This window comes from Sinorhizobium sp. BG8 (genome assembly GCF_016864555.1).
Lineage (GTDB): Bacteria > Pseudomonadota > Alphaproteobacteria > Rhizobiales > Rhizobiaceae > BG8.
The window spans coordinates 3,199,393-3,221,661 of sequence record NZ_CP044011.1 but is presented as its reverse complement, the minus strand read 5'-3'; the positions used below and the strand labels follow the sequence as shown (position 1 = coordinate 3,221,661).

Genomic DNA, 22,269 nt, shown 5'->3' with positions numbered 1-22,269 from the left:
CGCCCGACGTCAGGCGAAGCTCCGGCGGCGGGGTGCGATCGCCTGGATCTCCTCAACAGCGGGCAGGCTCTGAAGCACGCGCTTGGCGGGGAGAATTGCGATCGCCTCGGTTCCCTCGCGCAGCTTCGAGCGCAGGATGAACTCGCCGTTGTGCTTGGCGAGAATGGCCTGGACGATGGGCAGGCCAAGCCCCGTTCCCTGTTCCGCACTCTTGATGGCTATCGAACCCTGGCCGAAGGCGGAGAGCACGATCGGGATTTCCTCCTCGGGGATGCCGGGGCCGTTGTCCTTGATCGACACATACTGACCGCCGCCTGCCGTCCAGCCTGACTTCACGTGGATCTCGCCGCCCTGTGGCGTGAACTTCACGGCATTGGAGAGGAGGTTGAGGATGACCTGGCGCATCGACTTCTCGTCGGCCCAGAGCGCGGGCATCTCGCTTTCGAACTGTTCCGAGATGGTGATCTTCTTGGCGCGGGCGCGAAGCTGCACCATGCCGATGCAGTCCTCGGTGATCTCGACCAGGTGGACGGCTTCCTCGGAGAGATCGTATTTGCCCGCCTCGATCCGCGACAGATCGAGGATCTCGTTGATGAGGTTCAGCAGGTGCTGGCCCGAGCGGTGGATGTCGGAGGTGTATTCCTTGTAGATCGCATTGTTCAACGGGCCCATGACTTCCGTCGACATGACTTCCGAGAAGCCGAGGATGGCGTTGAGCGGCGTGCGCAGTTCGTGCGACATCGAAGCGAGGAAGCGGGACTTGGCGAGGTTGGCCTCCTCGGCGCGGCGCCGTGCCTCGTCGGACATGGATTTCGCGACCTCGAGCTCGGCAATGAGATCATCCTTCTCCGACTGAGAGGACAGGAGCTGGGCGCTCGTCTGGCGCAGGCGGTGTGTGATGAAGACGATGAAGACGAGTGCCGCCGACAGGATCGCCGTCATGCCGATGAGAACGGGGTCCGGCGTGCGGATCGCGGCGATGGCAAGCGCCACCACGGTCGGCACGAAGGCATACATCACGGCCTTGCGCAGCATCAGCGTGCCCATGGCCGTGACCGCCAGCGCAACGAGGAGGCTCGCGCCCTTGTAGAATTCGAAGGAGGAACCGCCACACTCACCGCAGGGCTGGAAGGCAAACACCGTCCAGGCAAGCCCCATCAACAGCTGGACAAGCAGAAGGCGCCGCTGCCAGCGCCTCGTGTTGGCGACGGTGATATGCCTGTTGCGCGCCCAGCGCACGACAATGAGCCCGAGTGCGTGCAGGCTGAGCGCAAGGATCGCCCATCCGATCAGCGAGGCTTCCTTGGACAGGTAGATGCCGATCCCCGTAACGAGCACGATCAGCACAGGCATGGCCATGGCGCTGTTGAGAGCCGAGGCAATATGCAGGAGCAGCATTTCGCGTTCGAAGCCGGTGGGGACGCCCGTTGCGATCTGCAGGCGTTCGCGAGTGGCGCGCACGGTCTTTGACACAGCCTTGTTGCGATGGCTGCGCGATTTGTCGACGATAATCTTGTCGGTCGATGTGCTGGCGCCGGTCGTCATCTCAAGCACGGGTGTTGTGAAATCCGTTGAAGTCTAGAGGCGAAACCTTAAGAAGATGCTGCCGCGCATTAGTGATTTACGAACCATTCAATGCTTTCTCGTCAGTTTGGTTCGATGGGACAAGGTGAGGGCAGGGCGTGGGGAAAGCATGGAGCAGGGGGCGCGACATAGTCACGGCCGGCGCGATCTTGGGTCTCGTCCTTTTGATCGTCATGCGGGTCGGAGGCGAGGAGGCCGTGTCGGTGACCGGCACCGCGCGCGCGGCCGATGGCGACACGCTCACGCTGAACGGCGTGCGCATCCGGCTGACCGGATTCGATGCGCCCGAGCTGGCGCAGATCTGCACGCGCGGCGACGGCGAATGGAAGTGCGGGCTTTCGGCGCGTGCCCGGCTCGCGGAGTTGCTGCGAACCGGCACGGTATCCTGCGAGACCCGCGGGACCGACCGCTACGGGCGAACGCTCGGGGCCTGCTCCTCCGGCGAAGGCGACATCGGCGCGATCATGGTGCGCGAGGGGCTCGCCGTTTCCTATGGGGACTATGGAGCGGAGGAGGACGTGGCCCGCGCGGAGCACCGCGGACTTTGGAGCGGGACGTTCGAACAGCCGCAGGCCTGGCGGCAGCTTCACGGACGCCCGCAGGAGGATCCTCATATTACGCAGCGCGGCTGGCTGGGTTTCATTCTCGGAGTCGTCGGGATCGAGTGATGGGGCTATGAACGAAGACCTTGCGGACAGGGTGCGGCAGATCGAGAGCCTCGGCGCTGCGATCGCGCTCTGTCGCATCTGCCGGGACAAGCCGGCGGGAGGACTGGTGAAGCGGCTTCCGCACGAACCGAACCCGGTCGCCGTGCTTTCGGCGACAGCGCGGGTGCTGATCGCCGGACAGGCGCCGGGACTGCGGGTTCACGAGACGAGCCTGCCGTTCAACGATGCCTCGGGCGACCGGCTGCGCGCATGGCTCGACGTCGGGCGCGATGATTTCTACGACCGCACGAAGTTCGCCATCATCCCCATGGGCTTCTGCTTTCCGGGCTACGACGCGAAGGGGAGCGACCTGCCGCCAAGGCGGGAGTGCGCCCCGCACTGGCGGGCAAGAGTACTGGAGGCAATGCCGCAGATCGAGCTCGTTCTCGCCATCGGCCAGTATGCGCAGGCCTGGCATCTCGGTTCTCGGCGTAGCGCGAGTATGACGGAGACCGTGAGGGAGTGGCGCCGCCACCTCGACAGGAACGAAAGGCCTGCCGTCCTGCCGCTGCCGCATCCGAGCTGGCGCAACACCGGCTGGCTGAAGCGCAATCCATGGTTTTCGCAGGAGTTGCTGCCTGAATTGCAGAGACGTGTGAAAAGTCTTGTGACTTGAAATATCTTTCTTCCATCTCTGCCAAATATAGGTATAGAAAGAAAATTCGTTTCCAAGGGGGAGTTTATGGATCGTCTGGACCGCAAAATCCTGCGCCTGCTGCAGGAGGATTCAACACTTGCCGTGGCAGATCTCGCCAAGAAGGTGGGACTATCGACCACGCCGTGCTGGCGGCGCATCCAGAAGATGGAAGAGGAAGGCGTCATCCGCCGCCGCGTGGCTCTTCTCGATCCGGTCAAGATCAATACGAAGGTCACTGTCTTCGTTTCCATCCGCACCAGTTCGCATTCGACCGAATGGCTGAAGCGCTTCTCCGAGGTCGTGGTCGAATTTCCTGAAGTGGTCGAGTTCTACCGCATGAGCGGCGACATCGACTATCTGCTGCGCGTGGTGGTTCCCGACATCGCTGCCTACGACGCCTTCTACAAGCGGATGATCGCCCGCATCGAGATCCGCGACGTTTCCTCCTCGTTCGCGATGGAGCAGATCAAGTACACGACGGAACTGCCGCTCGACTACATGATCGTCGAAAACCAGAAGAGTAGCGACGACTGAGCGGCCGACGGCGCTCGTCTCACCGCGACGCGCGGCTTTCGAGCCGCTCGCGAACCTTTTCCGACTGAAGTTCCCGCACGGCATCCTTGCCGATCCAGCGTTCGCTGCTGCGGGAACCGGCCGCGAGCCGCTCGGCAAGAGCGAGGGCGGCCGCATGGCAGCGCTGATTGCGCTTGCCGATGTTGCGCAGCGCCCAGTTGACCGCCTTGCGCACGAAGTTGCGTTCGTCGCCGGCATGTTGCTCGATCAGGGGCAGCCAGGCGAGGAAGGTTTCGTCCGGCTCCTTCTTGAGATGAACGGCCGCACCGGCGATCATCGCGAACGCCGTACGGCGGACAAACTCGCGCTCGTCAGCGGCGAACTCCCGCACGAGTACTCCTTCCAGGCGCGCCTCGACGAAGAGATCGGCCGCCGTGTCGACGATTTCCCAGGAATTGAAATCCGCAGCCCAGAGGCGCGCAAGGTCGGCGGTCAGCCGCTGAGGCTCGGCCGTGTAGAGCGCGAGCATGCGTGCCTCGCGAAGACCACCCCTCCAGAGGACTTCCGCCCGCTGCTGGTCCTTCTTAACGAGGCGCGCGATCTTCTGCAGGTCGGGATTGGAAAGGCCGACGGCATCGTCCGTGACAATGCCGAAGCGGGCCATGCCGGCGATGTTCTCCTCCGAGCGCAGGCCTTTGAGATGTGCAACGATCTCTTCCGCGGCGGAGGAGGGGCCAATCATTTGCGCTCGAGCCTGGCGAGAAGCGAGGACGTATCCCAGCGATTGCCGCCCATGTCCTGCACGTCGCCGTAGAACTGGTCGACGAGCGCCGTCACCGGCAATTTCGCGCCGTTGCGGCGGGCCTCGGAGAGAACGATGTCCAGGTCCTTGCGCATCCAGTCGATGGCGAAGCCAAAATCATACTTGCCGGCGTTCATCGTCTTGTGACGGTTCTCCATTTGCCAGGAACCGGCGGCGCCCTTGGAGATGACCTCGATGACCTTCTCGATGTCGAGGCCAGCCTTCTTGCCGAAGTGGATGCCTTCGGCGAGCCCCTGCACGAGGCCGGCGATGCAGATCTGGTTGACCATCTTGGTGAGCTGGCCGCTGCCGACCGGCCCCATGAGCCCGACCATGCGGGCGTAGGCGTCGATTATGGGCCTTGCCTGTTCGAAGACATCGGGGTCGCCGCCGCACATCACGGTCAGCACACCGTTTTCCGCACCTGCCTGGCCGCCCGAGACGGGCGCGTCGACGAAGCGGCAGCCCTTGGCCCTGGCCGCGTCGGCGAGTTCACGTGCGACCTCTGCCGAGGCGGTCGTATTGTCAATCAGGATCGCGCCGGGCTTCATGCCTTCGAGCACGCCGCCAGCGCCTGTTGTGACCGAGCGCAGGTCGTCGTCGTTGCCGACGCAGGTAAAGACGAACTCGGCATCTTCTGCCGCTTCGGCGGGCGTTGCCGCGGCCTTGCCGCCGAACGTTTCAACCCACCTCTCCGCCCTGGCGGAGGTACGGTTGTAGACCGTGACGTCATGCCCACCCTTCACCTTGAGGTGACCGGCCATGGGATAGCCCATGACACCGAGGCCGATGAACGCAACTTTTGCCATGCTTCGTCTCCTGATGCTGTATCCGCCGAGGTTTATCGAAAACACCTGCGGGGTGGAAGGGAAAAGCCGGGGTGGGGCTCAGGTCGCACGCCACCATCCTTTGCGACTGCCAGCTTCCCGACGACGGCTGATGTGGCGTGGGGCGAAGGCACAGGTTCCGCGACGATGGCGGTGACGCCGACTGTCTCTTCCTCATGGGCCTTCCGACCGGCAACCCGAATGCGGGTGCCGTGTCATGGCGCCGGACTGCTTCGACAATACGCATCGCCGAAGCGGGCACCGGGTCGCTTCGTGCAAGATGAAATGGAAGGTCGTGCGGTCCGAAGACCCCGCTGACGGTGGTCCCGTCGCTCACCCGGACCTCTCTTCGGGCGATGCTTCCTGTTGGGCTTTGACAGGAATGGAATTCTGTTTCCGGAAGATGGTGTCTTTTGAAATGGATTTTCAATTGGGTCGGAAACCATACAATCTATATTGTCGATTAAATTCATGTATAATGACAGTATCGACCCATAGCCGCTGTATGAAGCAGGCCGCACTACAGAAAACAGAAAAGGGGACACGACCATGCTCTCGAGAAGACAGACACTTTCGCTCATCGGTGCTTCGGCAGCCGCCGCCGCCCTGACCGGTCCGGGTGCACGCCTTGCCGCTGCCGCCGACCCCACGACGATCCGCATCGGTTGGCAGAAGTTCGGCGTGCTGGCGCTCGCCAAGCAGCAGGGCGTTCTCGAGAAACGCTTCGCCGACCGCGGCATCTCCATCGCATGGTCGGAATTCACGTCCGGGCCACCGCTGCTCGAAGCTCTCGGCGCGGGCGCTCTCGACTTCGGCCCGACCGGCGACGTGCCCCCGCTCTTCGCCCAGGCTGCCGGCGGCAATCTGCTTTACGTCGGGACCTACCGGCCCCCGGCCGCCTTCCACGGCATCCTCGTCAAGAAGGACTCCAAGATCCAGTCGCTCGAGGATCTGAAGGGCGTGAAGCTTGCCTACAAGCGCGGATCAAGTGCGCACAATTTCGCCTTCAAGGCGCTCGCAAAGGCCGGCCTGCAGCCGAGCGATATCCAGGAAGTGGACCTGCCGCCACCGGATGCACTGGCCGCCTTCAAGAATGGCAGCATTGACGCCTGGGTGATCTGGGACCCGTATTTCGCGATCGGCGAGGCGGACGCAGAAGCGCGGCTGCTGACCACATCCGAAGGGATCGTAGAGGCCTGGGGCTACTTCCTCGGCAACGGCGAATTCACCGCCGCGCATCCCGAGGTCGTGAGCGAAATCCTGGACGAGCTCGCCAAGGTCGGCGCTGCCGCGCAGGCGAACCTCGACGACACCACCAAGGCGCTCGCCGCCATCACAGGCGTTCCCGAGGCCATCACCAAAGTGACGCTCACGCGCGCAGGAGCCGATCTCGGCAGCGTCGGTCCCGTGCCGGAGGCGGCGGTCGCCTACCAGCAGGCGCTCGCCGATGACTTCTTCGCCTTCGGCGTGCTGCCGAAGAAGCTCACCATCTCCGACATCGTCTGGCACCCCAAGGCGAGCTGACGCTTTCCAAGGATCCTCCCACACGAAAGGGCAAGGGCATGATTACCCGCAGACAGACACTTGGTCTCATCGGCGCGGCCGCAGGTGCGCTCGCTCTTCCCGGCTTGCGTCCCGCGCGGGCGCAAGCGGCGACCGTGCTTCGCATCGGATGGCAGAAGAACGGCGTGTTGGCGCTCGCCAAGCGCACCGGGGCGCTGGAAAAACGGCTGGCGCCGCGCGGCGTATCCGTGACTTGGGCCGAATTCACCTCCGGGCCACCGCTGCTGGAGGCGCTCGGCGCGGGGTCGCTCGACTTCGGCCCCACGGGGGACGTGCCTCCGCTCTTCGCGCAGGCGGCCGGCGGGAACCTGCTCTATGTGGGCAGCTACCGCGGACCTTCGACCGGATCGGCGATCCTCGTCCACAAGGACTCGCCGCTCCAGTCGCTGGAGGACCTCAAGGGAAAGCGTGTCGCCTTCAAGCGCGGCTCGAGCGCCCACAATTTCACGGTGAAGGCGCTGCGCAAGGCAGGCCTGACCACCGACGACGTCGAGGCGATCGATCTTGCGCCGCCGGACGCGGCAGCCGCCTTCAAGACCGGAAGCATCGACGCCTGGGCGATCTGGGATCCCTATTTCGCCGTGGCTGAAGCCGACCCTGCGAGCCGCGTGCTGACGACGGCGGACGGCATTGTCGACAGCTGGAGCTTCTATTTCGGCAATGGCGACTTCACCGCCGCCAACCCCGAGGTCATCACCGACGTGATCGACGAGCTGAAGAAGGTCGGCGTCTGGGCCCAGGCGCACCTCGACGAGACCGTACCGGCCCTTTCCGAGATCACCGGCGTGCCGCTCGAGGTGACCCGGACAGTGCTGACGCGCAAGGGCAGCGATCTCGGCCGGGTCTTCCCCATCACCGACGAGGCGCTCGCCTACCAGCAGGCGCTCGCGGACGAATTCTTCGATCTCAAGATCCTGCCCAAGAAGCTCACCATTTCCGACATCGTCTGGCGGCCGAAGGCGAGCTGACCTCATTTTCCGGAAGGAACGACATATGACAAAAACCGACAAGCCGATCGACTTTCTCTGGTTCATACCGACTGCCGGGGATGGAACCTACCTCGGCTCGAACGAGCTCACCCGCGCACCCGATCATCGTTATCTCCGCGAGATCGCAAGTGCGGTCGATCGGCTCGGCTACCAGGGCGTCCTGCTGCCGACCGGCGTTGCCTGCGAGGAGTCGTTCGTGACTGCGGCCTCGCTTGCCGCCCATACCGAGAAACTGAAGTTCCTCGTCGCCATCCGGCCCGGAACGGCATCGCCCGCCTACTACGCGCGCCTTGCGACGGCCCTCGACCGGGTGTCGAACGGTCGCGTGCTCATGAACATCGTGGTCGGCGGAAGCCCGAGCGAGCTTGCAGGCGACGGTATCTTCGTCAGCCATGACGAACGCTACGAGCATGCAGAGGAGTTCTTCACCGTCTGGGAGAAGCTCCTTGCCACCGGTGAGGCTGATCTCGACGGCAAGCACATCCGCGCCAAGGGCGCGCGTCTCGGCTTCCCGCCGGTACAGGCGCCGCGCATGCCGCTCTATTTCGGAGGATCCTCCGAGGCCGGCATCGAATTCGCGGCAGGACGCGTGGACAAGTATCTGACCTGGGGCGAGCCGCCCGAACAGGTGAAGGAAAAGGTCGAGGCCGTGCGCGCGGCGGCAGCCCGCAAGGGGAGGGAGGTGAGCTTCGGCATTCGTCTCCACTTCATCGTTCGCGAGACCGACGACGAGGCATGGGCTGCAGCGGACAAGCTCATTTCCAAGCTTTCCGACGAGACCATCCGCGAGACCCAATCCCGTTTCGCGCGCGAATCCGACTCCGTCGGTCAGCGCCGGATGACGCAGCTGCACAACGGAAGCCGCGACAAGCTCGAAGTTTCACCCAACCTCTGGGCGGGCGTGGGGCTGGTGCGCGCCGGCGCCGGGACCGCCCTCGTCGGCTCGCCGGAGACGGTTGCCGCGCGGCTGCGTGAGTACCAGGAGATCGGCATCGACACCGTGATTGGCTCGGGCTACCCGCATCTCGAGGAGGCATACAGGGTGGCGGAACTCCTCTTCCCGAAGCTCGGCCTTGCCGGGGCGTCGGGCAACGACAACGAACGCAGCGAGTTCGCCGATTCCCGCGTTTTCGCGGGTGGCGGGCATTCCGGAGGCTTCCGCGCGGTTTCCGCGTCCTAGGCGGCGGACATCGCCGTCGCGCTCGCAACCTGTCAAACACCGAAAGGGGAACCCGCCATGTCGATCGTCGTCTCGCAGGGTCGCGCTGCGGCCAGGCCGAAAACGGAGAAAACAGGACCGATCCTGTCCTTGCCCGGCCGGCGGGCCCTGCTGCCTTACCTGATCCCTGTCGGCGGCATCGCGCTCTGGCAGGTGGCTTCCTCCCTGGGGTTCATCTCGGGGCGGATCATGCCTTCTCCGGCGGATGTGTTTCTCGCCTTCATCGACCAGACGCTCTCCGGTGCACTGGCTCACAATGTGCTCGTCAGCGGCGCGCGTGCGGTGGCCGGGCTTCTGGTCGGCGGAACGATCGGCTTCCTGCTCGGGATCGCCAACGGGGTTTCCAGGCTTTCCGAAGAGCTGACGGACACGACGCTGCAAATGCTGCGCACCATCCCGCATCTCGCGATGATCCCGCTTGTCATCCTGTGGTTCGGGATCGGAGAGGAATCGAAGCTGTTCCTGACCTCGCTCGGTGTCCTGTTCCCGATCTACCTCAACACCTTCCACGGAGTTCGGAACGTCGACCGCGACCTTCTCGAGATGGGGCGGGTCTACGGGATGAGCGGGTGGACGCTGTTTCGCAAGATCATCCTGCCCGGCGCCTTGCCGTCGATCTTCGTGGGACTGCGCTATGCGCTCGGGATCATGTGGCTGACGCTCATCGTTTCGGAATCGATTGCCGCTTCGTCCGGCATCGGCCACATGGCCAACAATGCCCGCGAATTCATGATGACCGACGTCGTGGTGCTGGCACTCCTGATCTACGCCGCGCTCGGCAAGCTCGCCGACGTGATCGCGAAGGCACTGGAACGCCGGGCACTCGCCTGGAACCCGGTCTACCAGAGATAAGGACAGGCAGATGGACCAGTCTCACCTTTTCATCGAAGTCGAACATGCCCGCCTCAGGGAATTCGCCGAAGGCGCGGGCGGCGATGCCCAGCCGACGGAGAAGACGCATGCCGGCCCCGTTTCGCTCCGCCTGCGGGGCGTGGAGAAGACATTCGGCGACAACCACGTGCTGCGCGGCATCGACCTCGACGTTCCGGCGGGACAGTTCATCGCCATCGTCGGCAAGAGCGGCTGCGGCAAGAGCACCCTGCTGCGCACGCTGGTCGGGCTGGACCAGCAAACGGCCGGCACCGTCGCGTTCACGGACGAGGACGGCGAGGACGTGGCGCCGAATGCGCGCATCGTGTTCCAGGAACCGCGGCTGCTTCCCTGGGCGACGGTCGAGGCCAATGTCGAAGTCGGTCTCGGCGAAGGCGTGGACCTGACCACCGCACGGCGCGAGGCGCAACAGGCGTTGCGCGAGGTGCAGCTTTCGGACAAGGCGGACCAGTGGCCGTCAAAACTTTCGGGCGGACAGAGACAGCGCGTGGCGCTTGCCCGAGCCCTTGTCAGCAAGCCCGGCCTGCTCGTCCTCGACGAACCGCTGGGGGCGCTCGACGCGCTGACCCGCATCACCATGCAGAAGCTCTTGAGCCGCGTGTGGCGGGAGCTCGGTTTCACCGCGGTCCTCGTCACCCACGACGTCAGCGAGGCCGTCAACCTGGCAGACCGCGTGATCGTGCTCCAGGAGGGACGCGTCGCGCTCGACCTGACCGTCAGCCACCCGCACCCACGCGCCCACGGCAATCCGCAGCTCGCCGAACTCGAAGGTCAGTTGCTAGAGGCTATTCTCGGGCAGGGGTGACGGTCCCGGGCACGGGTTCGGAGGCAGTGGGTTGCTCAGCAGCCGCAGCCTCGGCGGCCGCGCCGGTTGCCTCCTGACCGCTTTCGCCTGCATTCTCCGCGCCCGTTTTCCCAGCTTCCTCCGTCTCGGTGGAGGCGGGGAGCTTCCCAGCCTCATCTTCCTTGCCGTTCCCAACGACCTGTTGCTGTTCGTCGCCTGTTTCCGGACAGGCGCCATTGATCTCTTCCTGCTTCTTGCAACATCTTTCCCGGCAGTGGGCGTTGGGCTCGTCCTTGTCGTTGTCAAGCCGGGTGGTGCGCTCGCCCAAATCGTCCGAGATCTCCTGCCAGATCGCCCGCAGTCGCCGGACGTGTAGATCGTCGGCAAGCCACCCCATCATGTGTTCGACGCATTCCTTGGTTTTCGTCATATCGGTCGTGATCAGCTGGAGCGCCCATTTGCAATACTCCTCGACAGTCGCGGGCGACGCGACCTTGTCGGTAATGGTGAAAGGCTTGAGGTTGCCGAGACGGGCTACCTCGACGAGGAAACCGGTGGGCGCGAAGAGGATGGCGGCATAGATCAGGTCGAATTCATCAGGTCCGTCCACCTTGGGGCCGCACTTGTCCCTGGCTCTCCGGCTCTGGTAGTCAATTGCGCGCTCCAGGTCGAAGATCGTTCGGATGTTGTAGTGGCGCAGGAACAGGAACTTCTCGATGCCGATCATGTGGCAAAGCTGGGCCTGGGCCACCCAGTCGATCGTTTCGTAGATCAGATAGGGCGTCTCCACGTGGAGAAGGATGGGATTGTAGGTGGCGAGATTCTGGACGTCGAATATGCCGGCCTCCTCCAGGCGGAAGCGCGTGCCATAGTCGATGCCGTCAATGACGTCGAGCGTGACCACGCGCGTCACGGAAGTAAAGCGATCATCGTCCATCTTCACCCAGGCAATGAGCGACTGCAGGCGCACCAGAACGAACTTGGTGGCGCTCTGCGGCAGCAATCCGAATACGGGCGCCAGCACCAGCCACACCCAGCTGACCTCCGCGGCCTGTACCGTCGAAGATGGCTTGCCGCCCGCCACCACATTGGTGATCTGCGTCCAGGGGTCCGGGAATGCCCTGAAGAGAAAGATCGCAAAAAGGACAGAGGCGATCATCTCGGTCGTCTGGCGCAGGAACATGAAGGCAGACAGATCGAAGACGGCGAGCCCGCCGATGAATGTCCTGAGCGCAACGACATAGGCGCCGGCGAAGGCCAGCGCACCGATCAACTGGATCTGGTCGAAACTGACCGGGGACTTCGGTTCAATGGCTGTGGCTTCAGGGAGCGATATTCCCGAGGCGAGAATGATGTCCAGGTTCTTGAAGCCGTAGTAGGTAGCAATGACGAAGCCGATTGATGCTACCAGCAATCGCGGTTCGACAAGGGCCCGGAAGGTCTGTGAAACACTGATCGCCCTGTCCACCACCTGTCTGGGTTCGCGAAGGAATGCATGATCTTCAGGCTCGAGTTCGAGCGGAAGATCCGCGATGTATTTCGCCTTCACCAGTTCGAACGACGGGTTCGTGTCTCTGTCAGAACTTCTCGATCGCTTGTAGATCGTCGGATAGGACACCATCAGATGTTTCAGTCGGTGAAGCCGGCGGTGCCGCGTTTCGCGGCGGCCGTACAAGAGGAGCAGGGGGGTCAGAAGGGCTATCGCGAGGGCGATCTTGTCGGCATCAGCAAACTGCTGGAGAACCAGGTCCATCAGCCCCAGAAGTCCGCGCTCCTCCCATACGGCGTGAAGATGTTCCATTCTTCGCCCTCCGGTTTAACCGAAAAGCATACGCCATCTTATGGTTGCTTCAAGATGAATCTGCACGTCACGCGTGATTAATTTCAATAATACACGCATAGGTATAGGATCGGATGCAACGTTTCCGCAGCATGGAAAGTCAGGAGGGAACGGCCGCCGCCGGGAAGGCGGCGGGAGGCAAGGTCACTTCAGCCGGGCGACCACGAGGTGGCCGGCGATCGGTTCGCCTTCTTCCATGCGCACCGTAATCTCCGAGAAGTCGAGAATCTCGAAGCCCGTGGCGGCAAGCCTGTCACGCACATAGGCTTCGGAATGGGCGAAGCGCTGGTGCGGGCCGACCATGAAATTGCGGCCGGCGAAAGTTTCGTCGGGGAGCGTCTCGGACGAGAAGACGAGGAATCCGCCCGGCTCCATGTTGTCCACGGCGCCGAAGAACAGCGGTTCCAGTGCGCCCATGTAGGGCAGGACGTCGGTCGCGGTGACGAGGTCGAAAGGCTCGTCCTCGTTGTCGTCGAGAAAGTCTACGGCTTCGGCGACGTAGAGGGTCTCGTAGAGGTCCTTCTCGTGGGCTATCTCGACCATGTTCTCCGAGAGATCGACGCCGGTGAAGTCCTCGGCCATGTCCCTGAGTGCGCCGCCCGTCAGGCCCGTGCCGCATCCGAGATCGAGGACACGCTTGAAGGGACCGAGCTCGAGTGCCTGCAGGCGCTGGCGCACCAAGAGCGGCACGCAGTAGCCGAGCTGGTCCACCAGCACATCGTCGAACACTTCGGCGTGCTGGTCGAAGAGCGTCGTGACGTAAGCGTCGGGTGCCTTTTCAGGTGTGTCGCCCCGGCCCATGGAGGCCAGCCGCACCGCAGCGCCGCCGTGGTCCTCTGGATCGAGCGCCAGCACCTCCGCATAGGCATCGGCCGCGGCGTCGAAATGCCCGGACTTCTCCAGGGACAGCGCGCGATTGTAGGCCCGCGCAAGCGCTTCTTCGTCGATCTTCTTCATGGGGCGCCTTCATAGGTCCCTGCCGACCCTTTGGCAATGGCGCAGCCACGCCAGGGGAGCGCTTCCGATCACTTTTGCAGTTTATCAATTTTGAGAACGGGCGCATCATCAGGGCCGCAAAAACAAGAAAAAAGTCCGGAGAAACGCCGATGTCGGGAGAAATATCTGCCTTCCCATCCGCAATGGATAAGAGCGGGCGATCGGGACCCGCATTGCCGGCAAGCCCGATCGAGGCAATGAACGCGATGGTGCATTACTATCGCGGGGAGCTCGCGCGCATGGCCGGGTGGCGCGACCGGATCGACCGCACCAGCAACTGGGCGATCACCGTCGTGGCGGCGCTCCTATCCGTTTCGCTGTCGACGCCCAATTCTCACCACGGCGTGCTTCTCTTCGCCATGCTGCTCGTCACCCTGCTGCTGTTGATCGAGGCGCGGCGCTACCGCTTCTTCGACGTCTACCGCATGCGGGTCCGGCAGATGGAGCGCAACTATTTCGCGGAATTCTTCGGTCCCGGCGGCGTGGTCAATCCGGAATGGGCGAACACGATTGCAGCCAGCCTCAGGCGGCCCGCCTTCCATATCAGCTATCGCGCGGCGGCCTGTCGCCGGCTGAGACGCAACTACGGCTGGATGTACCTGATCCTGCTTCTCGCCTGGGCGCTCAAGATCTCCTCTTCGACGATGCAATCGGGTGGCCAGAACGACGAGGCGGGACTTTCCATCGAGCGCGTGCTCGCAAATGCCACGCTCGGGCCGATCAACGGGGGCGTGGTGATCGGCGCGGTCGCGATCGCCTATGTTCTCATCCTGTATGGCGCGCTCGTCGTCGGGCGGTCTGAGAAGGATGGCGACGAGGGCGACGTCCACGTCTGATGCAGGCGGCTCAGTTGATGATGAACTCACCCTTCAGCGCGCGCCACTCCGTGGCAGAGATCAGCTTGCGATGAATGTAGCGCACCGAATGAAGGGGACCGTCCAGCTTCTCCTGCCAGAACTTCAGGAAGCTGCGCATTTCCGGAAACTCCGGAGCGAGATCGTATTGCTGCCAGATGTAGGTTTGGAGAAACGCGGGATGGTCGGGCATCCGGTAGAGGATCTGCGCGGTCGTGATCCCGTAACCCTTGAGTTGCATTTCCATGTCTGTCGTCATTCGAGACCTCATTTCCAGGTGAATGATGGTCCCTATGATTGGAGCACCTGATCGGTAAATCAATCCTTGATTTTTATCGATCAAAACAGATAATTCTGAAAATACAGATGCTTAGCAGCAGTGTCCGGTGAGTGCTGCCAGAGCGGACGCCTGTTGGCGACCGCGTCGGTACGACCGCGCCTTCAGCGCTTGAGATGGCGCGTCAGCCTTGCATCGAGAACCGCCCACAGGTTTCTCAAGAGCTCCACGATGACCAGATAGATCAGCGCCGCCCAGAGGTAGGTCTGGTAGTCGAAGGTGCGCGAGAAGGCGCGCCGGGTCTCGCCCATCAGGTCGAAGACGGTGACGATCGCCACGATGGCGGACCCCTTTATCATCAGGATGATCTCGTTGCCGTAGGGCCTCAGCGCGACGATCATCGCCTGGGGAAGGATCACCTTGAAGAAGGCGATCCTGGAGGGCAGGCCGAGGGCGGAGGCACCTTCGCGCTGGCCGCGCGGCACGCTTTCGATGGCGCCCCTGAGGATCTCCGCCTGGTAGGCGGCGGTGTTGAGCGTGAAGGTGAGCAGGGCACAGTTCCAGGCGTCCCGGAAGAACCACCACAGCCCCGCAGCCTTCAGTTCCGCGGAGAAACTTCCGAGGCCGTAATAGACGAGGAAGAGCTGGGTCAGGAGCGGCGTGCCGCGGAAGAAATAGACATAGATGTAGGCGATCCAGGACAGGACCTTGTTCTTCGACATCCGCGCGAAGGCGAGCGGCAGGGAAAGAATGCCGCCAAGCACGATCGACAGGAAGACGAGGGACAGCGTGACACCGAGGCCGGAGAGGTAGCTCGGCCCGTACTTGGCGAACTTTTCCGGATCCCAGCCGTCAACGACGGTGAGGAAGATGCCGATGGCGAGGGCCAGCCACACACCCATGGCGACCGTGCCCACGAAGCGGGAGACCGTATAGCGCGGGGGCGGGGCGGGCGGCGGCGCCTGCGGCGGGATCAGGGTTGTCACGTGCGTCATCGGCCGGCCTCCGAACGCTTGGCCCAACCCTCGATGCTCGAGAACACGAGCGAGGACAGGAAGGCGAGGACCAGGAAGAGCACACAGGCAAGCCCGTAGAAGAGGAAGGCCTCCTTGGTCACGCGGGCGGCGACGCCGGTCTGGCGCAGGATGTCCGGCAGCCCGATGACGGAGACGAGCGCGGTATCCTTGAGGAGGGCCATCCACAGGTTCCCGAGCCCCGGCAGCGCGACGCGTACCAGTTGCGGCAGGATGATGAGCCGCATGGTGCGGCCATGGTGCAGGCCGAGTGCATAGCCGGCCTCGTACTGGCCGCGCGAAATCGCCTTGAATGCGGACAGCAGCACCTCGGAGCAGTAGGCCGAGAAGACGACACCGAGCGCGATCATGCCCGCGAAGAAGGCGTTGATTTCGATCGCCTGCTCGTAGCCGATTGCGGTGAGAAAGTTCTGAACGACGATCTGGAGCCCGTAATAGACGATGAAGAGGGTCAAGAGTTCGGGCAGGCCACGGAAGATGGTGGTGTAGACATTGGCCGCAAGCCGAAGGGACTTTTCCTCGGACTGCTTGGCGAGCGCGATGAAGAAGCCGAAGAACAGGCCGACGGGAAGGGTTGCGATTGCAAGCGTCGCCGTGACGAGGAAGCCCAGCGCAATCTCGTCTCCCCAGCCCGCGTCGCCGCAGGCAAGCAGCGTCTCTCCAGCGAATATCCGGAGCAGACCGATAGGCCCGCAGAAAGGATCGACCATCCCCAGAAAGGCGGAAACGGCATCCACGATGGCGGCAATCAATCCGCTCATGCCAATTGAACCCCCTGCGCTTCGCGCTTGTTATTGCTCGGCACTTTTGCGCGCCGCTCTTGTGATGTTCTCAGACAAAAAGAACGGGAGAGCAAGCCCTCCCGTCCGTTCATTATCCTCATGGGATGATAAAATCCGCGAATGAGGAGGGGATACTGCCCTTAGTCGGAATCGCCATAGACGTCGAAGGGGAAATACTTGGCGTTGATTTCCTGGTACTTGCCGTTTGCACGGATCGCGGCGATCGCGGCGCTGAACCTGTCGGCCAGCGCGGTCTCGCCCTTGCGCACCGCGATGCCTGCGCCTTCACCGTTGATGACGGGATCGACGGGCAGGGTGCCGAGAAGCTTGCAGCACGTGCCGTCGTCCGACTTCAGCCATTCGGAGAGGACCACGACGTCATCGATGACGGCATCGATGCGGCCGTTGGCGATGTCGAGCTTGTACTCGTCGGAGGTCGGGTAGAGCTTGAGCTCCGAGTCCTTCATGTGGGCTTCGGCATAGTTCGAATGGGTGGTGGACGACTGCGCGCCCAGCAACTTGCCGGCAAGTGCCGCGGCCGTCGCCTCGGTGATTTCCGAATCCTTGGGAACGACGATCGCCGGGGGCGTGTTGTAGTACTTCTTGGAGAAGTCGACCTTCTCCTTGCGCTCTGCGGTGATCGACATGGAGGCGACGATCGCGTCGAACTTCTTGGCGATCAGAGCCGGGATGATGCCGTCCCAGTCCTGCGTCACGAAGGTGCATTCGACCTTCATCTCTTCGCACAGGGCCTTGGCGATATCGACGTCGAAGCCAGTGAGCGTTCCATCCGCCTCGAGATTGTTGAAGGGCGGGTAGGCGCCCTCGGTGCCGATGACCAGTTTCTCGCCATCTGCCATCGCCACGCCAGCAAAAAGGCTGAACACGGCGGCGGACGCCAGAACGGCAAGACGTTTTGAAATTTGCATAATGATCCTCTCTGTTGGCCGCGCCCGGCTTGTTCTTGTATCGGGCGGCCGGGTGACAGTGGACGACCCCGTCCACTTGCCGCGATATTCGTCCGCTTCCACTAAAAAAATCAACTGCTAATCCATGGCGGCGGGTTGATGTGAGGAACATCCTGCGCAGCAGCGCATTTCGTGCCATGGCGACCTGAACCCAACGAAAACGCTTCGTTCATCATGAGTTAAGGCAGAAATGGATACTGCTTCGACAAAGGCCGGCGAAGCGTTCGTACGTGCGTGACGGCGAACACAAAAAGGCCCCGAACGGCTGGTCAAGGCTTCGCCGAAACACGGAATCGATGGAACACGAGGGAAGAGACATGGGTAATCGAACGAAACTCCTGGCCACGGTGGCGCTGCCGCTCGTCTCGCTGGTGTGGCAGCCGAGTCAGGCCGCTACCATGCATGTGACGATGGATCCCGCAGTCGCGTCGCAGGTGATCACTGTCCAGGCCGATCCGGACATGTCGCCGGAGGAGTTGCGCAAGCTGCGCCGCCAGCAGAACCAGGAGCGCCAGCAGCAGAAGGAACAACAGGGCGAGCGCCAGAAGCAGCGCGAGGAGCGCCGCAAGGAATCCCAGCAGCAGGAGCAGAATCAGGGCACCTGGAAGACGCAGCAGGAAGAACGCCGCAAGAAGCAGCAGCAGGAAGAGCGCCAGCAGCAGAAGGAGCAGCAGGGCGAACGCCAGAAGCAGCGCGAGCAGCGCCAGCAGGAAGAGCAGAGGCAGAGCGAGCGCTCCAAGCAGCAGCAGGAAGAGCGCCGCAAAAAGTCCCAGCAGGCCGAGGAACAGCAGCAGCAGGAACGCAAGCAGCAGCGGCAGGAAGAGCAGCAGCAGGGCGAACGCCAGAAGCAGCGTGAAGAGCGCAGCAAGTCCGAGCAGCGCCAGCAGGAAGAGCAGAAGAGCGACCGCCAGAAGCAGCGCGAGGAGCGTAGCAGGGAAGCCGAGCGCCAGCAGGAAGAACAGAATCAGGAAACCTGGAAAACCCGTCAGGAAGAGCGCAGGAAGGCCCAGCAGGCCGAAGAGCGCCGCCAGGAAGAAGAGCAGCAGAGCGACCGCCGCAAGAAGCAGGACGCCGAGCGCCAGCAGTCTGACAAGCAGGATGCAGCGGGCGAGCGTCCGCGGCGCAAGAAGGATCCCGAGCGTGAGAAAATCGCGCGCGATCCGTCCCGCACGACCGAGACGGTCGATCTGCCGATCGAGGGCGGCGCGGCCGTGCTCGACAGCGACAAGGATGCCGACCGCCAGAAGGGGCTTTCCCGTGCAGAGCAGCGCAAGAAGCGGGCAGAGGAACGCCAGAACGTGAAGGTTCGGGTGCCGAAATCGGATGCAGACTCGCAGGTGGACCGCGACGGAAATCGCCGTCGTCCGGTGAAGATCGAATCGGCCGAGCGTGAAAAGGGCCGCCGTTTCGACCGTCGCCCCGAGTACAATGACCGCGAGGGCATGCGCGTCGAACGCCGCTACGACAATCGCACGGTGTACTACGTCGACAACCGCGTCATCGTTCGCTCGGACGATCGCGTTCGTCTCGCCCGCAACTCCCAGCACGTCTACTACGAAGGCCTGGAATACGGTCGGGTCCGCGAGGTGATCGAGCGTCCGAACGGGGAGCGGATCGTGACGATCCGCGACCGCTACGGCGACATCATCCAGCGCTCGAGGATCAACAACTACGGCCAGGAATTCGTTATGTTCTATGCGCCGGAGATCGATCGCATGGAGAGCCGCCCGCCGTTCCGCGATCCGGGCCTCTACCTGCCGCCGATGCGTCTCAGCGTCCCCGTCGAGGATTACATCATCGACACGTCGACGGATGTGAACCGCGACTACGAGGCCTTCCTCGACGCCCCGCCGGTCGAGCCGGTCGAAAGGGTCTATTCGCTGGACGAAGTGAAGTACTCGGCCCGTATTCGCGACAAGGTGCGCCGCATCGATCTCGATACGATCACCTTTGCGACCGGCAGCGCGGAGATCTCGATGTCGCAGGCGTCGTCGCTGCGCAGGGTCGCAGATGCGATCAACGAGATCCTCGAAAAGGATCCGAGCGAGACCTTCCTGGTCGAAGGGCATACGGATGCCGTCGGATCGGACGAGTCGAACCTCGTGCTCTCGGACGAGCGCGCGGAAGCCGTGGCAAACGTCCTGACGGACGTCTACGGCATTCAGCCGGAGAACCTCGCGACCCAGGGGTACGGCGAGCGCTTCCTGAAGGTCGAGACCGATGGTCCGGAGCAGCTCAACCGCCGCGTGACGATCCGCCGTGTCACGCCGCTGGTGAAGCCGGTCGCTTCGGCCGAGTAAGAAGCATCACAAGTACGAGAAAGGGCCGCCCGGACATGCCGGGCGGCCTTTTCTGTTTTGGGGCTGCGGAAATTCGCGTCCCGCTCGCCGCGGCAGTGGGGCAGACGCAGGGATGTTGCGTGAGGCGCATTCGTCCGAGCGTAGTGGCGATAGGCCGACTGGCAAATTCTGGGCTGGTCCGATCAGGGGCGGGGGCGCTCAAGTCCGACCGTTTTTTCGATGAAGTCCGCGATGGCGTCCGTATCGTCGAGATCGAAGACCGGCAGGGTTGTGTCCTCCACCTGGTGGTCGGCCGCAATGGCGGCGATGTGGGGGTCCAGTGGAGCAAGCGGCGTGCGGTTGGCCGCCTCGGTCCGTCGTGCCTCGATCTTCGGGACGGGCTCGAACTTGTAGCCCTCGATGAGGACCAGATCGCAAGGAGCAAGGCGGGCGAGGATTTCGGCGAGCGTCGGCTCCGGGTCGCCGCGCAGCTCGTGCATGATGGCGAAACGCGTGCCGGAGACGATGGTGACCTCATGGGCGCCCGCCTGCCGGTGGCGAAAGCTGTCGGCTCCGACCTTGTCGATATCGAAATCGTGATGGGCGTGCTTGATCGTGGACACGCGGTAGCCACGAGCGGTCAGTTCGGTGACCAGCCGGACGGCCAGTCCGGTCTTTCCGGAGTTCTTCCAGCCGGCGATGCCGAAAATCCTTGATGGTGCGGGTGCTGTGGTCATCTTTCCAGGGTCCACAACCAGTTCTCGGCTTCGTCGAGATCATCGGGCGTGTTGATGTTGAAGAAGGGATCGAAGGGGCCGCGCGGCGTATCGAGCGGGGCAAACAGTACCTCGCGGGCCTGGTGCCGCTCGAGGAAGCTGCGCACGCGCAGGGCACCGCCGCCATCGAGCCAGCTCTTCAGGTCACCGGCCAGGGCGACGGGCCAGAGCGCGAAGACCGGATGCATGCCCGCCTGCGAGCGGGCGACGACAATTCTATCGGCATCATCGATCGCGCCATGCAGCCGCCTGACGAGATCGGTGGGAAAAAGGGGCTGTCGGTCGGAACGGTCGCAACATGCGTCGCGGTCGCGTCCGCGCTGCGGGTCCGCTCGAGCGCGGCGAGGATACCGCCGAGCGGCCCCACGCGCGAGGGACCGGCATCGGCGAAGACCGGCATATTATCTGCGTGGTCGATCAGGATCGGCCCGTTCGCATTGATCGAAACGGTGGAGACCTGCGGCGAAAGCCGCCTGACGGCACGATCGAGAAGGCTCATGCCGCCGAGCCGGATGCGCGCCTTGTCCTGTCCCATGCGCGAGGACATTCCGCCTGCCAGAACGACGCCTGGGATCTTGCACTGCCGCGGGTCGGACACGTCTTGAGACATCTGCCATTCCTTCTCGTGGACAGCGATATCGCGGGGCATCCGCGACGGATGCAAGGCGATCGGAACTGTCCGCTTCCAGCTTCCCCTTCTCAGGGCGTTTCCGCAACCGATTCCTTAGCATAGGCGGGACCCTTGCGGTTGCTTTCGCGGTAGAATGCATAGAGGCCGGAACCGACGATAATGGCAATACCCAGGCACATCCAGGCATCGGGAATATCGCCGAAGACGAAGATGCCGATGGCGATCGCCCAGATCAGTCCTGTGTAGCGGAAGGGGGCGACGAAGGAGATTTCGCCCGTGCGCATGGCCAGCACGATGCATTGGTAGCCGACGAGAAGGAGCGAACTGGCAAGAACGATCTGGACTATCAGGGAGCCTCCCATCGGCTGCCAGCCACCCATCGGAACGATCAGCAGCCCACCGACGACCGTGATCGAGGCGGCAGTGGTTGCCGTGATGGTGAGGGCGGGAACGGCGAGGTCGATACGGCGCGTGCACAGGTCACGGATGGCGGCACAGACGACGGAGGCGACGACGTAGCCCGCGGCGGTCGAAAAGCCCTCCGGGCCCGGCCGGATCACGATCATGACCCCGACGAACCCGGCAAGGATCGCAAGCCATCGGCGCCAGCCGACGGGTTCGGAGAGAAACAGGGCGGCCCCGAGCGTGACGGCCAGCGGCAGGGCCTGCAGGATCGCCGAGGTGTTGGCGATGGGCATTGCGCCGAGGGCGGAAATATAGGTGACAGAGGCTCCGATCTCGGCGGCCATCCGCAGGGCGACCGCCGGCTGCAGCATGACGCCTAGCGAGCCGATGGCGCGCGTCCGCCAGGCGATTGCCGCGACGAGGAGCGTGGTCACCAGCCCTCGCACGAACATGATCTGGCCTGTGTTCAGTTCGCTTGCCAGAGACTTGACCAGTGCGTCGTTGCAAGTAAAGGCGGCCATGGCGATCGCCATGTAGAGCGCGCCCCTGAAATTCCCCGTGGCATCCATTCCGCGAATTCTCGTGATTCCCCTCGACCCTTCCGGTTTAGAGCGGCAGGTCCGCAATTGGAATGACTGCCGCTGGAATAAAGGGCGATCTGTGCAATGGACGTCGCGATCCCGGATGCTCGCCGTCCATGCCTTGGCTCCCCGTTTTCGCAAAGGGCGTTGACCCGAAACCGGCGACCTCCTCCGGCGTGTCACGCCGGGGTAGGTGGTGAGCGGAGGCCCCGGTTCACAGGGCTTGCGGCGCGCGGAGTGCGATTTGCTGCCGCGTTCTCTTGAGCATTCCTTAAGTTTCGCTGCCTATCGTAACGTTACCCCAATGATCTCTCGCATGAGGCGAGGGTG

Annotated in this window: 21 protein-coding genes and 1 pseudogene; 10 read left to right on the top strand and 12 right to left on the bottom strand. The window is 63.2% G+C overall.

Annotation, left to right across the window (positions count from 1 at the left end; all coding sequences use genetic code 11):
- Window positions 1–9 precede the first annotated feature (9 nt).
- The gene (locus tag F3Y30_RS15195; protein WP_203426634.1) at window positions 10–1,545 is read right to left on the bottom strand and encodes a HAMP domain-containing sensor histidine kinase; all 1,536 of its coding nucleotides are present in this window, start codon (window positions 1,543–1,545) and stop codon (window positions 10–12) included.
- Window positions 1,546–1,682: 137 nt separating this feature from the next.
- On the opposite strand from F3Y30_RS15195, the gene F3Y30_RS26405 reads away from it, so the two are divergent.
- The 3 genes from F3Y30_RS26405 (at window position 1,683) to F3Y30_RS15185 (ending at window position 3,462) form a co-directional block, all read left to right on the top strand.
- Window positions 1,683–2,252, top strand: a complete 570-nt coding sequence (locus F3Y30_RS26405; protein ID WP_246752756.1) for a thermonuclease family protein — start codon at window positions 1,683–1,685, stop codon at window positions 2,250–2,252.
- A gap of 7 nt (window positions 2,253–2,259) precedes the next feature.
- Window positions 2,260–2,907, top strand: a complete 648-nt coding sequence (locus tag F3Y30_RS15190; RefSeq protein WP_246752755.1) for a uracil-DNA glycosylase family protein — start codon at window positions 2,260–2,262, stop codon at window positions 2,905–2,907.
- A 66-nt stretch (window positions 2,908–2,973) separates the two neighbouring features.
- On the top strand, window positions 2,974–3,462 hold the full coding sequence (locus F3Y30_RS15185; RefSeq protein WP_203423504.1) for an Lrp/AsnC family transcriptional regulator: 489 nt from the start codon (window positions 2,974–2,976) through the stop codon (window positions 3,460–3,462).
- A 19-nt stretch (window positions 3,463–3,481) separates the two neighbouring features.
- On the opposite strand, the gene F3Y30_RS15180 is transcribed toward F3Y30_RS15185, so the two are convergent.
- A complete protein-coding gene (locus F3Y30_RS15180; RefSeq protein WP_203423503.1) occupies window positions 3,482–4,183 on the bottom strand; it encodes a DNA alkylation repair protein in 702 nt (233 codons plus the stop codon).
- Window positions 4,180–5,052: an NAD(P)-dependent oxidoreductase gene (locus F3Y30_RS15175; RefSeq protein ID WP_203423502.1), complete on the bottom strand. Its 873-nt coding sequence runs from the start codon at window positions 5,050–5,052 to the stop codon at window positions 4,180–4,182. The genes F3Y30_RS15180 and F3Y30_RS15175 overlap by 4 nt, the downstream gene beginning before the upstream one ends.
- A 567-nt stretch (window positions 5,053–5,619) precedes the next feature.
- Between F3Y30_RS15175 and F3Y30_RS15170 the strand changes: the two genes are divergently transcribed.
- From F3Y30_RS15170 to F3Y30_RS15150, 5 genes are read left to right on the top strand one after another with little or no spacing between them, the layout of a single operon-like run.
- Window positions 5,620–6,594 carry an aliphatic sulfonate ABC transporter substrate-binding protein gene (locus tag F3Y30_RS15170; RefSeq protein WP_203423501.1) on the top strand — a complete coding sequence of 325 codons (975 nt, stop codon included), beginning with the start codon at window positions 5,620–5,622 and terminating at the stop codon, window positions 6,592–6,594.
- A gap of 38 nt (window positions 6,595–6,632) precedes the next feature.
- Window positions 6,633–7,601: an aliphatic sulfonate ABC transporter substrate-binding protein gene (locus F3Y30_RS15165; RefSeq protein WP_203423500.1), complete on the top strand. Its 969-nt coding sequence runs from the start codon at window positions 6,633–6,635 to the stop codon at window positions 7,599–7,601.
- Between the two features lie 25 nt (window positions 7,602–7,626).
- On the top strand, window positions 7,627–8,802 hold the full coding sequence (gene ssuD / locus F3Y30_RS15160) for an FMNH2-dependent alkanesulfonate monooxygenase (protein WP_203423499.1): 1,176 nt from the start codon (window positions 7,627–7,629) through the stop codon (window positions 8,800–8,802).
- A gap of 57 nt (window positions 8,803–8,859) precedes the next feature.
- Window positions 8,860–9,693, top strand: a complete 834-nt coding sequence (locus tag F3Y30_RS15155; protein WP_203423498.1) for an ABC transporter permease subunit — start codon at window positions 8,860–8,862, stop codon at window positions 9,691–9,693.
- 10 nt (window positions 9,694–9,703) lie between these two features.
- A complete protein-coding gene (locus F3Y30_RS15150) occupies window positions 9,704–10,537 on the top strand; it encodes an ATP-binding cassette domain-containing protein (protein WP_203423496.1) in 834 nt (277 codons plus the stop codon).
- Here the strand turns inward: F3Y30_RS15150 and F3Y30_RS15145 are convergent.
- Window positions 10,518–12,317 carry a hypothetical protein gene (locus tag F3Y30_RS15145; RefSeq protein ID WP_203423495.1) on the bottom strand — a complete coding sequence of 600 codons (1,800 nt, stop codon included), beginning with the start codon at window positions 12,315–12,317 and terminating at the stop codon, window positions 10,518–10,520. The two genes, F3Y30_RS15150 and F3Y30_RS15145, sit on opposite strands and share 20 nt — an antisense overlap.
- A gap of 183 nt (window positions 12,318–12,500) precedes the next feature.
- Window positions 12,501–13,313 carry a methyltransferase gene (locus tag F3Y30_RS15140; RefSeq protein WP_203423493.1) on the bottom strand — a complete coding sequence of 271 codons (813 nt, stop codon included), beginning with the start codon at window positions 13,311–13,313 and terminating at the stop codon, window positions 12,501–12,503.
- A 182-nt stretch (window positions 13,314–13,495) separates the two neighbouring features.
- On the opposite strand from F3Y30_RS15140, the gene F3Y30_RS15135 reads away from it, so the two are divergent.
- Window positions 13,496–14,188 carry a DUF2270 domain-containing protein gene (locus tag F3Y30_RS15135; RefSeq protein WP_246752988.1) on the top strand — a complete coding sequence of 231 codons (693 nt, stop codon included), beginning with the start codon at window positions 13,496–13,498 and terminating at the stop codon, window positions 14,186–14,188.
- Window positions 14,189–14,198: 10 nt separating this feature from the next.
- Here F3Y30_RS15135 and F3Y30_RS15130 read toward each other — a convergent pair whose 3' ends face one another.
- From F3Y30_RS15130 to F3Y30_RS15115, 4 genes are all read right to left on the bottom strand, one after another.
- On the bottom strand, window positions 14,199–14,465 hold the full coding sequence (locus tag F3Y30_RS15130) for an usg protein (protein WP_203423491.1): 267 nt from the start codon (window positions 14,463–14,465) through the stop codon (window positions 14,199–14,201).
- Window positions 14,466–14,647: 182 nt separating this feature from the next.
- Window positions 14,648–15,478, bottom strand: coding sequence for an ABC transporter permease (locus F3Y30_RS15125; protein WP_203423490.1), 831 nt, complete (start codon window positions 15,476–15,478; stop codon window positions 14,648–14,650).
- A complete protein-coding gene (locus F3Y30_RS15120) occupies window positions 15,475–16,278 on the bottom strand; it encodes an ABC transporter permease (protein WP_203423489.1) in 804 nt (267 codons plus the stop codon). Before F3Y30_RS15120 ends, F3Y30_RS15125 begins: the two co-directional genes overlap by 4 nt.
- 161 nt (window positions 16,279–16,439) lie before the next feature.
- Entirely contained in the window at window positions 16,440–17,228 is a 789-nt protein-coding gene (locus F3Y30_RS15115) for an ABC transporter substrate-binding protein (protein WP_203423488.1), read from the bottom strand.
- Window positions 17,229–17,584: 356 nt separating this feature from the next.
- On the opposite strand from F3Y30_RS15115, the gene F3Y30_RS15110 reads away from it, so the two are divergent.
- Window positions 17,585–19,567 (top strand): OmpA family protein, encoded by a 1,983-nt coding sequence (locus tag F3Y30_RS15110; RefSeq protein WP_203423487.1) that lies wholly within the window; start codon window positions 17,585–17,587, stop codon window positions 19,565–19,567.
- Window positions 19,568–19,749: 182 nt separating this feature from the next.
- Here F3Y30_RS15110 and mobB read toward each other — a convergent pair whose 3' ends face one another.
- From mobB to F3Y30_RS15095, 3 genes and pseudogenes are all read right to left on the bottom strand, one after another.
- A complete protein-coding gene (mobB, locus tag F3Y30_RS15105) occupies window positions 19,750–20,283 on the bottom strand; it encodes a molybdopterin-guanine dinucleotide biosynthesis protein B (protein WP_203423486.1) in 534 nt (177 codons plus the stop codon).
- Window positions 20,280–20,932, bottom strand: a pseudogene (gene mobA / locus F3Y30_RS15100) (molybdenum cofactor guanylyltransferase MobA). The gene mobB and the pseudogene mobA overlap by 4 nt, the downstream one beginning before the upstream one ends.
- Before the next feature lie 89 nt (window positions 20,933–21,021).
- The gene (locus tag F3Y30_RS15095) at window positions 21,022–21,927 is read right to left on the bottom strand and encodes a DMT family transporter (RefSeq protein ID WP_203423485.1); all 906 of its coding nucleotides are present in this window, start codon (window positions 21,925–21,927) and stop codon (window positions 21,022–21,024) included.
- Window positions 21,928–22,269 lie beyond the last annotated feature (342 nt).